Below are 11,896 nucleotides of genomic sequence, written 5' to 3'. Positions count from 1 at the left end.
ATCTGGATGCCGACTTCCTACGGAGCGAACCTGAGACGACTGTTAATGCGGTGCTCAGGCCGGGCAGCAGTTCGTCGTCGCGGACGTCCGCGACGACTGGACCGCGATCCGGTTCAGCGGCGTGACGGTGTGGTTCGACCATCCCGGCGGCGTCAACACCCGTCCCAGCTAGCCCACCAGCCGTGGGCGCGGGGTCTCGCCCGTGGATTCCGCGTCGGTGTCGTCGGTGCCGACCGGGCCGCGGGGAAGCATCCGGTCCAGCCACTTCGGCAGCCACCAGTTGGCCCGGCCGAGGAGTGTCATGGTCGCCGGTACCAGCACCATGCGTACGACCGTGGCGTCGATGAGGATCGCGGTGGCCAGGCCGAGCCCGAACATTTTGGTGGAGGGGTCGTCGGCGACGGCGAAGGACAGGAACACCGCCGCCATGATGAGGGCGGCCGAAGTGATGACCCGGGCCGTGCCCGAGACGCCCTCGACGATCGCCGTGCCGTTGTCGCCGGTGCGCAGGTACTCCTCGCGTACACGGGAGAGGAGGAACACCTCGTAGTCCATCGACAGGCCGAACAGGATGGCGAAGAGGAACATCGGGATGAACGACACGATCGGAACCGTCGCTTCCAGCCCGATGAGTGCGCCTGCCCAGCCCCACTGGAAGACCGCGACCATGATGCCGTAGGCCGCGCCGATGCTCAGCAGATTCAGCAGCACCGCCTTGAGCGGTACGACTACCGAACGGAAGACCAGCATCAGCAGCAGGAACGACATCGCCAGCACGGCGGCGACGAACACCGGCAGGCGTTGGCTGGTGCGTTGGCCCACATCGGACAGACTCGCGGCGGCGCCACCGACGTGGGCCCTGGCCGGGCCGTGCCCGATCGCCGTGGGCAGCACGTCGATGCGCAGCCGGGCGATGGTGTCGGCTGTGGCCTTGTCCTGAGGGCTGGTGGTCGGGAACACCACGAGGGTCGCGATGCCGGTGGCCCGATCGATGTGCGTCGGCGCGACGGATGCGATGCCCGGATCCGCCGTGACCGCTCCGACGAGTCGGTCCAGCACTCCCGGATCACCGGCGGGGTCCGCGGCGATGACGAGGGGACCGTTGGTGCCCGGCCCGAACCCTTCGGCGACCAGGTCGTAGGCCCGGCGCTCGGTACGGCTGTGGGGCAGTGAGCCGTCGTCGGGCAGGCCGACGCGCAGGCCGAACACGGGCAGTGTCGCGGTCAGCAGCAGCGCTGCCGCGCCGACCGCGTACGGCACCGGGTGCCGGCTGACGTGCCCGATCCAGCGGCGCCACCCCGTGGGGTGGGCGGCGGCTGCCGCCGGGGCCCGCCGCCGTGCGAATCGGCTCAACCTCCCGGCCCGCAGTGCCCGGGCGATCCGGCCGGCCCGGGCCAGGCGCGGGCCCGCCGCACCGAGGAAGGCGGGCAGCAGTGTCACCGACGCGACCACCATCGTCAGGACGACGATCGAGACGGCGAGCCCGCCCACGGTCATGAACGGCACGTTCGCGACCGCCAGGCCGAGGATCGACACGACGACGGTGCCGCCGGCGAAGACCACCGGCCGCCCCGCCGTTGCCACCGCTCGACCGGCCGCCGCCTGCGGATCGAGCCCGTGCGCGAGGTACTCCCGGTGCCTGGCGAGCACGAACAGCGCGTAGTCGATGCCCACTCCGAGCCCGACCATGCTGCCCAGGACGGGGGCGAAGGTCGGGACGTCCGTCACCCCCGCCAGTACCGTCATCGTGGCAACCCCGACGGTCAGCCCGAAGACCGCCATGCCGATCGGCAGCGCGGCGGCGACGAGCGAACCGAACGCCAGGAACAGGATCGCGGCCGCGGCGAGGAGGCCGATCAACTCGCTTACGCCGCCGTCGGGGTCGGAGAAGGCGTAGAAAAGGTTCCCGCCCATCTCGATGCGCAGGGGCAGCTCGGCGCGCAGCCGGTCGCCGAGACCGACCAGGGCGTCGAGGTCGTCGGCCGACAGCCGGCTCTGGTCGGGGTACTGCACCCGGGCGACGGCGATCCGCCCGTCGGGCGAGACAAGGCCGCCGCGCACGGCGGCGTCCCCGCGTGCGTCGAGAGCGCCCGCAGGGTCGCTCGTGCCGAGCACGTGCGGCAGCCGCCGCACCTCGGCCTGCACCCGCGCCAGAGCGGTGCGCGCGCTGCCGTGGTCGAAGAACGTCGCACCGCCGTCGAGGGGAGTGACGACCACTTGGGCGGTCATCCCCTCCTGGTCTGTGCCGGCCCGCTCGATCAGCTGCGCGGCCCGTTGGGAGTCCAGCCCCGGAGCGGTCATCGAGTCCGCGGTCCGCCCGCCGACAGCGGTCGCGGCGAGGACGGCGAGCGTGGCGGTGATCAGCCATGCCGCGATCACCCGCCAGGGATGGCGGGCGGCGCTTGCGCCCACGCGCAACAGGGCTTTCGAGAGCATCGGGTCCTCCAACCACCTCGTCGGCCGTCCTTGTACGGCCGACGACGCCGAGGCTCGTCGCCACGGCGCTCCGCGGCATCGGCCCGCGGGCCGCGGATCCGTCGGCCCGGGGGCGGAGCGACGAACCGTCCTTTCGGCCGATGCGCGGCGCTCCGCGGTCCCTAGGCTGAGAACCGTGCTCCGAGACGACCTGCGAACCCTGTGGACCGAACCCCGGCCGCCCGCCGCGCCCGTCCGGGTGCGGCGGGACTGGGCGCTGCTCGCCGCGGGGCTTGGGGGTGCGGTGCTGGAGGCCACCCTGCGCGAGAACGTCGTGTGGCGGCCGGTGGCGGTGGTGTTCACCGTATGGCTGTGCCTGCTGCCCCTGTGGCGCCGGACCCGCCCGCTGACGACGGTGACGCTGGCGTTCGGCTCGATGGTCCTGCTTCAGGCGGCCTGGCTCGTCGCCGCACCGCGCGAGCCCGTCGGCCTCTACACCGGCGCGGTCGTGCTAGTCCTGGTGTACGCGCTGCTCCGGTGGGGATCGGGACGCGAGATCGTGCTGGGCGTCGCGGTGATCCTCGCGACCGGCACGCTGTGTTCCGTCACGGACGACACGCCGGTCGTCGAGAACGTCATGGGCATCGTCTTCCTGCTGCTGCCCGGCGTGATCGGGGCTGCCGTGCGGTTCCGGGTGACCGCTCACGAGCGGCAGTTGGAGCAATTGCGCTCCCGCGAACGCGAGCAGCTCGCCCGGGAACTCCACGACACGGTGGCCCACCACGTGTCGGCCATGGTGATCATCGCCCAGGCGGGCGGGGTGCTCGCGGGCACCGACCCGTCCGCCGCCGTCGAGGCGCTGAAGGGGGTCGAGGAGGAAGGGGCGCGCACGCTGGAGGAAATGCGTGCCATGGTCGCCGCGCTACGCGACCGCGGGGTCGGTGCCGAGCTGGCGCCCCCTGCCGGAGTCGCGGACCTGGAGCGCCTTGTGCGCACGCCGGGTGGTCGCCTCCGGGTCGACCTGGGGCTCGACGGCGAACTGGACGCGCTGCCCCCGGCCGTGGACGCGGCCGTCTACCGGATCGTGCAGGAGTCGGTGACCAACGCGCTGCGCCACGCGGTCGACGCGACCGAGCTCGTCGTTCGAGTCGCCGCCGAACGGCACACCGTACGGGTGAGCGTGGGCGACAACGGCAAGCGCACCGGCCGGGGTCGCGACGGATACGGACTCACCGGACTGCGCGAGCGCGCGACCCTGCTCGGCGGCACACTACGAGCCGGCCCCGGGACCGACCGGGGCTGGTACGTCGAAGCCGAACTGCCGAGGGCGAGGAGCGAGAGCGGTGTCCATTCGCGTCCTCGTCGCTGACGACCAGACGATCATCCGCACCGGGTTGCGGATCATGCTGAACGCCCAGCCCGGCATCGAGGTGGTCGGCGAGGCCGCCGACGGACAGGAAGCGGTACGTCTGGCCCGCGAACTACGCCCCGACGTCTGCCTGTTCGACATCCGCATGCCCCTGCTCGACGGGCTCGAGGCCACCCGGCTGATCGCCGGCCCGGGCGTCGCCGATCCGCTGGCCGTGGTCGTCATCACCACGTTCGACCTCGACGAGTACGTCTACGGCTCACTGCGCGCCGGCGCCCGCGGATTCCTCCTCAAGGACACGGGACCGGACCTTCTGGCCCAGGCCGTACGGTCGGCGTCCGACGGTGAAGCGCTCATCGCGCCCAGCGTCACCGTCCGTCTGCTCCAGGCATTCGCGGACCTGCCCGCCGGCCGGCCCGCGGCCCAGCCGGTCGCCGCCGTCACCGCCCGCGAGGAGCAGGTGCTCCTCGCCGTCGCTCGCGGGCTGACCAACACCGAGATCGCCGATGCGCTGCACATCAGCCTCAGTACGGTGAAGACGCACCTGGCCAGCCTGATGGCCAAACTCAACGCCCGCAACCGGGTCGAGATCGCGATGTGGGCCTACGAAACGCGCCGTATCCTCCCCGGAACCTGAGCCGGGTGCCGGGCCAAGTCGCACGGGTCCCCGCCCGGACGTCAGTACACGTACCAGGGGACGTGAGCGAGCCGGTGGGGCGGGAACCGTTCGACCCCGCCCCACCGCGCCCTCCCCGCGTGTCGACATGTTCCTTCAGTGCTACGCCTACCGGGACAGAGCACCCGCGAGCAGTTCGGCGACCTGTGCGTAGAACACCGCCGGGTCGCCGGCGAGTGCGGACTTCACCATCGCCGTCCAGTCGTCGACGACGACCTCGATCGACCCGGCGGCCAGGCCGTCGAGCGAGCGGCGCGTCACCTCGCGCGGATCGACCTTGGGTCCGTCGTACCCGGCCGCCATGTCCGTGTCCGCGGCGCCGAGGAGGACGCCTTGGACGAGCGTGCCCTGAGCCGCGAGTTCGAGACGTATGCCGTTGGTCATGTTCCACTCCGCGGCCTTGGCGGCGGAGTACGCTCCCGAGCCCGGGACGGCGAACCACGACAGAGCGGAGAGCACGTTCACGACGGAACCGCCCCCATGGGCGGCGAGGATCGGGCTGAACTCCCGGATCACGTCCAGCGTGCCCCAGAAGTGCGTGTCCATCTCACGACGGATCTCGGCGAGTTCGCCCGTGACGAGGCCGGCGCCGGTCGTGATGCCGGCGTTGTTGACGAGCAGGCTGACGTCCCTCGCGGTGGCCGCCGCCTCGACGACGGACTGGTGATCGAGCAGGTCGAGCCGCAACGGCACCACCCGGGAATCGTCGAAGTCGAGCGTCTCGGGGCGACGCGCGGTCGCGTACACCTTGCTCGCCCCCCGTTCGAGCAGTTCGAGGACGAAGTGACGGCCGATGCCGCGGTTGGCTCCGGTGACGAGGGCGATCTGGTCGGTGACGTTCATGGGTTTCCCGCTTCTTGCCTAGGTCTCTTGATCAGCCGGGCCGCGCCCGACACCGGGCTACGCTAGAAGTTGACGTTGACGTGAAGGTCAAGTCCAAGGCCCGTTCAGAGGGAGGACGCAGATGCGGATCGGTGAGCTCGCACGTCGGGCCGGAGTCAGCACCAGAGCACTGCGGTACTACGAGGAGCAGGGGCTGCTGACCTCCGAACGCACCGCCAGCGGTCAGCGCATCTACGCCGAGGCGGCTGTTGAGCGGGTCTGCCTGATCCAACAGTTGTTCACCGCCGGCCTGCCCAGCCGGACCATAGTGCGCCTGATGCCCTGCATCGAGGCCGGGCACGCCACACCCGAGTCCTTCGAACTACTGGAAGCCGAACGCAACCGCATCACCGCCGCCATGACCGACCTCGCCGCCGCCCGTGACGCGCTGGACCGCATGATCGACATCGCGAACCACCCGACCCCCGAACACTGCCCCTCCCTCCGGGAACCCGCCTGGGCGCCGTACGACGCGGCGGGCCCGGACGCGATCACCCCGGACGAGGCCGCCGCCGTCACCGTCTGACCCTGCTCCATCGGCGGGAGGAGTTGCTGATGACCTGGCGCCCTCGCCGCGCACGAACCGGCGAGGCGCCGGGCGTGCCGTGAGAAGAGGACGCGGCATCGACTGGCGGGCGGTGGCCGGAGTTGGCGGCGAGCACGTCGACACCCAGCGGGGTGAGTGCACGACCGTCGGCACCGAGGGCCACGGGTTCCTGCGATGCGCGTACCTCAACCCCGCCGAGTTCGCGCTGGACTTCCCCGCCCGCTCCCCTCCCGATCCGGCGGACGCGTGCTGAGACCGCCGCATACCATGGGCGACTCGGCGTCCACCTGCGCGTTTCTGCCAGCAGTGCTGCTGTCTCGCTCTGCCCTGCGCGGGGAGTGCCGAACCGAACGTGAGTACCTGAGGGGGGAACGTGCCCGACACACCGCAAAGGACGGTGCCGCCGCGGCCGACGCAGATCTCGTCGTGGCAGCAGGCCGAGCTCAACGCGGCCCGCTGGATGCGGCACTGGGGGTATGGCGATGCCACCGCCAGCCCTGGGGGCCCGGACTCGGGTATCGATGTCCGGGCCGGGCGCGCCCTCGGACAGGTCAAGTACCAGGCCGCCCAGGTCGGGCGTCCGGAGCTGCAACGCTTCGTCGGTGCGCGCCCCTACGGGTCGACCGCGCAGTTGATCTTCTTCACCGGCAGCGACTACACGACCACCGCCGTGGCCTACGCCAGGGAGTGGGACATCGCGCTGTTCACGTACCGTCTGGACGGCACGATGACGCCGGTCAACGACGCCGCTCGTCGTATCCACCGAGCCACCCCGTCTCCCGCGCCCGCCACGGTCCACCGCCCCGAAACGGCCGGGGCGCCCACCTTCTGGCGGCGGAACTGGGGTGTGGTCGTGGGCGTTTCCCTGCTCATGGCCCCGCTGGGGTCGATCGGGGACGAGCGCACCTACACCGGGCCGCTCGCCCTGGACATCGTGAAGTTCATCGGCATCCTTCTCGGATGCTGGTCGGTCGGCGCGCTCCTGCTGGCCGCGCGGTTCGGGGTCCGGCTCTCCCTTCGGACCAGGCCCTTCCGGGCGGCCTTCGTACCCCGGCCGCGAACGGACCCGGCACCCGGCGCGGTGGGGGCGCGTGTGCCGCGCCCCGCGCGCGACCGGGTCGCGGCAACCACCGGGGCCTCGCGGGAGGAGCAGGTCGCCGAGGCCGCGCGGCTGCTGCGCTCCGGCAGCAAGCCGCACCACGTCGACCGGATCCTCAAGGACGGCGGTGTCGGCTTCCTGGACCGAGGCCACATCCTCAACGAAGCAAAGAAGCGCAACAGGCGTTCCTGAGGACCGGCCCCCGACGGCGTCCGCCCCCTCAGCCCCGGGGGAGAACGACCAAGCCCTCCTTCCGCGACGGACGCTAGTTCGGCACGATGCGCCAGCGGTTGTCGGCGGTGCCGTCGTCCGCGTCCTGGACCGCGAACGCGCCGACGGCGGTGGAGCTGCCCGCGATGGCGAGCAGCTTGCCGCTGTTCACGTTGCGGACCTTGTAGGTGCCGTCGCCCTGGTCGAGCAGGGTCCATTTGTGGTCGGCGGTGCCGTTGTCGTCCCACTGCAAAACGATCGCGCCGTCCGCTGTGTCCATGTTCAGGACGCCGAGTACCTTGCCGCTGTTGGCGTTGCGGAAGCGGACCGCGTTTCCGTCCGTGATCATTTCCCAGTTGTGGTCGGCGGTTCCGTTGTCCGTCCACTGGAGAGCGCGGCCGCCGTTGTCCGTGGACATGTTCTGGATGCCCAGCAGGAGGCCGCTGCCCGCGTTGACGAGACGGACGCTGTTGCCGGTGGTGTTCCAATAGACCGTGTAGTTGAAGCCGTGCGCGTCGTAGAACGGGCCCAGGTTGACGGTGGAGCCGCTGGACGTGGCGGTGAAGGCGAGTGAACTGCTGCTGGTCCGTTTGACCGAGGACGTGGTCAGCGAGGGCAGGGAGCTGAGCGAGGTGTCGCCGTAGTTGCCGGCCAGGACCACCGGGCCGTAGGTGATCGCGGCGACGTTCGCGTTGTCGTTGGCCGGTCGGATGCCGATCCGCATGGGCAGGCGGACGGTGACCGTGTCGCCGGAGGTCCACGAGCGGTTCAGGGTGGCGTAACTGCCGGGTGTGGTGGTGATGTTCTGGGCGACGCCGTTGACGCTGACGGTGGCCCCGGTGGTCCAGCTCGGTATACGGATGCGCATCGCCCACGTTCCGCTGACGCTGCCGGTGACCTGAAGGGTCGTCGTGTCGCTGACGGGGAAGGTCGTCGTCTGGGTGACGGTGATACCGCGCTCGGTCCAGGTGAGCACCGACGGCACGAACATGTTCACGGTCAGCGTGGTGTCGTTGCGGAAGTAGATGGAGTCCATCAGCCTGGTGTGCATCTCCAGGCCCGTGCCCTGGCAGCACCAGAAGGTGCCGTAATCGGTGCTCCAGGTGCCGCCGCCCCACGCCGGGCCCACACCGCGTCGGCCTCCCGGGTTGAGCGAGGTGAAGTAGGTGACGTGCCCGTGGGCGTCGGCCGGGTTCTGCTGGCCGATCATCTGGTTCAGCCAGGCCCGCTCGTAGTAGTCGAACAGTGCGGCCCGGTCCGGGTACAGCGCGAAGAGTTCCCGGGTGAGGGTGAGCATGTTGATGGTGTTGCAGCTCTCGCAGGTGTCCTTGTTCAGGTAGCCGGCGATGGCGTTCGGGGCGCGGAAGTGCTCCGCCTGGCTGTTGCCGCCGATGGCGTAGGTGTGCGCGTTGACGGTGATGTTCCAGGCGTTGGTGGCGATGTCCCGGTAGCGGGTCGTGCCGGTGGCCTTGTACTCCCGGGCGGCCCCGATCCACTTGGGTACCTGGGTGTTGGCATGAATGCCGTTGAGCTGGTCCTGGTTGGCCGCCAGCGGGTCGAACACCGCGGCGTGGTCGAACCGCTGGGCGACGGTGAGCCACCGCGCGTCGCCGGTCTGCTGGTAGAGGTCGGTCAGCACGGTGTTCATGCCGCCGAACTCGGTTTGCAGCATGGCCTGCATCTGCTGGCCGGTCAGCCGGCCGGTGCGCGAGTCGACCCATCCGGCCAGGGCGAGCAGCACGTCACGGGCCTGGGTGCTGCCGATGTGGCGCCATACGTCCAGCAGGCCGGCGAGGGTCTTGTGGATGGTGTAGTACGGCACGTTGCCGTTGCTCAGGGTCCGCTGCTCCAGAGCGGTGAAGTCGGACTCGGGGTAGCCGGAGAGGTACCCGGCGCTGAAGCCGGCGGCGCTGTTGTTGGCCTGGCATTTGGCCAGTTCCGCGACCATGTACGTGGCCTTGTCCCGGCAGGTGGTGTCCCCGGTCACGGCGTACAGCTGCGCCCATGCCGTGAGGAAGTGCCCCTGGACGTGGGTGCGGAAGGGGAAGTCCGGCGCGTCCCAGCCGCCGGTTGCGGCCGCGCCGTTAGTGGACAGCTTGTGGTTGGCGCGGAAGTTGTACAGCAGCCGGTCCACATCGATGAACCGCAGATAGCTCTGGGTGCGGTTCTGGTTGTCCAGCCACCGGCTCGCGGTGAGCCGGACCTGGCCGAGTTCGAAGGGATGGGCCAAGGCCCCGATGTCAGTCCTAGCGGGGGCGACGGCCGCTTGGGCGGAAGACGCGCCGATGAGGGATCCGGTGGCAGAGGCCGCCACGGTGGCCCCGGCCAGTTGCAGGAGACGACGTCTGCTGACGGAGGAGGACATCTTGAGCCTTTCGATACGGCAGAGCGGCTGCTTGGACTTTTGATGTGTCGGCTCGCACGTCCCTCGGTCGGGCGTGGCGCGTCACGGGCTTGAGCTGCTGACGCGGCGCCTACGGCCGTCGACGGGCCGACAACTCCTGCCCCACGCGGTTCGACTGTTCAAACGTCGTCCGAAATATGGAACGCGTCTCTTCGCTGACACATTCGATGGATTAAGGGGTATGGACGTTGCCTGTGTCTAGCCGTGTGAACACAAATTCTCTCCGGCCGCCGGGTCACGGCACCGGGGGGCGCGCCGGCTCATCTGTCGTGTCGCTTGCATGTACCGGAGACGGGGGGGACGGCGGGGCGATAACAGAAACCGGGTGGATGTGGTGCGAGCGACCTGACGGGGTTGTGCGCTGCCGGGGCAGGGGGCCGAGGGGGTGCCGGATCGCTCATCTGTCCGTTCGGTTAATCGGATGTGTCGGATGTATTGACGCGCTCTCTTTTCCGGATTTAGCCTCTGCCCGATTTCGCGAACAGTGTTCGATATTTCGTCCAACACGCCTGATCGGACAGTGAGTTGACCAAGGAGGCTTCCGGCCGAAGCGCCGTCCACCTGAAACGCCTTCACACGCACTGACAAGCACAACCACCCGGCCCGTCCCGCAACGCCCCCACCTGGGCAGACGCACGTACTCGCGCGCCCTGACCCGCCGTCACCGTGGCGCCCCGGGCGAAGCGGTGAAACACCGTCATTCGGCTCCCTCCTTCCGACCCGCGCGGTCTCAGCGGGTCTTGTCCCGCCCATTCCGAGACCAACTTCCTCCGCCACCCCGCTCCCCCATCGCCCGGCGGTAGCACCCGCACCCGACAGGAGATCCGATGTCTGCGCTCCGCGCCCGGCTGACGGTGATAATGCTCGCCGTCTGCCTCCTCTTCACGGGCCAGGCCCTCACCGCACCCCAGCGGGCGGCTGCCGCCGACCCCGGCTACCTGATGGTGCACTTCACCGGCGACTCCGCGACCGGTCAGATGCTGTACCTCGCGCACAGCACGGACGGCCTGCACTGGAACGACCTCAACGGCGGAGCACCGATCCTCAACTCGAAGATCGGCACGAAGGGAGTGCGCGACCCCGCACTGGTGCGCTCCCCCGACGGCAGCAAGTACTGGATCATCGCGACCGATCTGTGCATCCGCTGCGGCTCGACCTACCAGAACGGCAGCCCCGACTTCGTGGTGTGGGAGTCCACCGACCTGGTGACCTGGTCGAAGCCGTGGCTGCTCGGCGCCGCCGGACTGATCCCCGGCGGCAAGAACGCGTGGGCGCCGGAGGCGATCTGGAACCCCGAGACCAACGACTACGTCCTGTACTGGGCGACGAACGCCACGGTGAACGGCATCTTCAAGTACCGCATCTACGCCGCCCGCACCAAGGACTTCCGCACCATCACCACCCCGCAGATCTGGATCGACCCGCCCGGCAGCACCCCGGTCGTCGACACCCAGATGACCGAGGTGCCCGCAGGTGCCGGCCCCTACCGCTACCTGCGCGTCTCCGGCGACGGCCAGAACAACGTCGAGGGCAGCAACTCGATCCTCGGGACCTGGTCCAACCTCGGCAACCTCTCCAGCATCGGCCTCACCGGCAACGTGGTCGAAGGCCCGGTCTGGATGAAGTTCCGCGACCGCGACGAGTGGGCCCTGTACATCGACTACAACAACCCGCAGGGCGTGCGCGAGTACCGGCCGATCCTGACCACCAACCCCTTCGACGTCAGCACCTACCGGCTTCAGCCGACGACCAGCTACGACATGGGCGGCACCGCCAAGCGCCACGGCGCGATCACACCCCTCACGGACGCCGAGGAGAGCCGCGTGCTCGCCCGCTGGCCCAACACCCCCGCGCAGCGGCTCCAGTCGTACAACTTCCCGGACCGGTACGTACGCCAGATCGACTTCGACGTGCGCATCGACCCGAACGTCAGCCCCGTCGAGGACTCCCAGTTCCGGATCAGGCCCGGCCTGGCGGGCACCGGCACCGTCTCCTTCGAGTCGGTCAACTACCCCGGATACTTCCTGCGCCACGCCAACTACGACTTCCAGCTGGTCCGCAACGACGGCAGCAGCCAGTTCGCCGCGGACGCCACCTTCCGCAAGGTCGCCGGGCTCGCCGACGCCACCTGGTCGTCGTTCCAGTCGTACAACTTCCCCGACCGCTACATCCGCCACTACGCCTACCAACTGCGCCTCGACCCGATCACCACCGCGACAGCCCGCAGTGACGCCACCTTCCGCGTGACGAGCTGACCCGACCGTCTCGCGGTGAGGCCGCACCGTGAGCGCCCC

General features: G+C 69.8%; 9 protein-coding genes. 6 read left to right on the top strand and 3 right to left on the bottom strand.

Going from position 1 to position 11,896, the window contains the following annotated elements; genetic code table 11:
- Positions 1-168 precede the first annotated feature (168 nt).
- Entirely contained in the window at positions 169-2,436 is a 2,268-nt protein-coding gene (locus EJC51_RS44965) for an MMPL family transporter (RefSeq protein WP_126276398.1), read from the bottom strand.
- Positions 2,437-2,611: 175 nt separating this feature from the next.
- On the opposite strand from EJC51_RS44965, the gene EJC51_RS44960 reads away from it, so the two are divergent.
- The gene (locus tag EJC51_RS44960) at positions 2,612-3,784 is read left to right on the top strand and encodes a sensor histidine kinase (protein ID WP_126276397.1); all 1,173 of its coding nucleotides are present in this window, start codon (positions 2,612-2,614) and stop codon (positions 3,782-3,784) included.
- Positions 3,759-4,421: a response regulator gene (locus tag EJC51_RS44955; protein ID WP_126276396.1), complete on the top strand. Its 663-nt coding sequence runs from the start codon at positions 3,759-3,761 to the stop codon at positions 4,419-4,421. The genes EJC51_RS44960 and EJC51_RS44955 overlap by 26 nt, the downstream gene beginning before the upstream one ends.
- Before the next feature lie 147 nt (positions 4,422-4,568).
- Here the strand turns inward: EJC51_RS44955 and EJC51_RS44950 are convergent, their stop codons facing one another.
- Positions 4,569-5,303: an SDR family oxidoreductase gene (locus EJC51_RS44950; RefSeq protein ID WP_126276395.1), complete on the bottom strand. Its 735-nt coding sequence runs from the start codon at positions 5,301-5,303 to the stop codon at positions 4,569-4,571.
- 121 nt (positions 5,304-5,424) lie between these two features.
- On the opposite strand from EJC51_RS44950, the gene EJC51_RS44945 reads away from it, so the two are divergent.
- The 3 genes from EJC51_RS44945 (at position 5,425) to EJC51_RS44935 (ending at position 7,180) form a co-directional block, all read left to right on the top strand.
- Positions 5,425-5,868, top strand: coding sequence for a MerR family transcriptional regulator (locus EJC51_RS44945; RefSeq protein WP_126276394.1), 444 nt, complete (start codon positions 5,425-5,427; stop codon positions 5,866-5,868).
- Positions 5,869-5,947: 79 nt separating this feature from the next.
- Positions 5,948-6,142: a hypothetical protein gene (locus tag EJC51_RS44940; protein ID WP_126276393.1), complete on the top strand. Its 195-nt coding sequence runs from the start codon at positions 5,948-5,950 to the stop codon at positions 6,140-6,142.
- A 120-nt stretch (positions 6,143-6,262) separates the two neighbouring features.
- Positions 6,263-7,180, top strand: a complete 918-nt coding sequence (locus EJC51_RS44935) for a restriction endonuclease (protein WP_244363220.1) — start codon at positions 6,263-6,265, stop codon at positions 7,178-7,180.
- A gap of 73 nt (positions 7,181-7,253) precedes the next feature.
- On the opposite strand, the gene EJC51_RS44930 is transcribed toward EJC51_RS44935, so the two are convergent.
- A complete protein-coding gene (locus tag EJC51_RS44930; protein WP_126276392.1) occupies positions 7,254-9,563 on the bottom strand; it encodes a beta-L-arabinofuranosidase domain-containing protein in 2,310 nt (769 codons plus the stop codon).
- Positions 9,564-10,429: 866 nt separating this feature from the next.
- Here EJC51_RS44930 and EJC51_RS44925 point away from each other — a divergent pair.
- Positions 10,430-11,857 carry a glycoside hydrolase family 43 protein gene (locus EJC51_RS44925; protein ID WP_126276391.1) on the top strand — a complete coding sequence of 476 codons (1,428 nt, stop codon included), beginning with the start codon at positions 10,430-10,432 and terminating at the stop codon, positions 11,855-11,857.
- Positions 11,858-11,896: the final 39 nt, after the last annotated feature.

This window comes from Streptomyces aquilus (assembly GCF_003955715.1).
Taxonomy (GTDB): Bacteria; Actinomycetota; Actinomycetes; order Streptomycetales; family Streptomycetaceae; genus Streptomyces; species Streptomyces aquilus.
The sequence above is the reverse complement of the archived record's forward strand: the minus strand, read 5'-3'. Positions and strand labels throughout refer to the sequence as shown.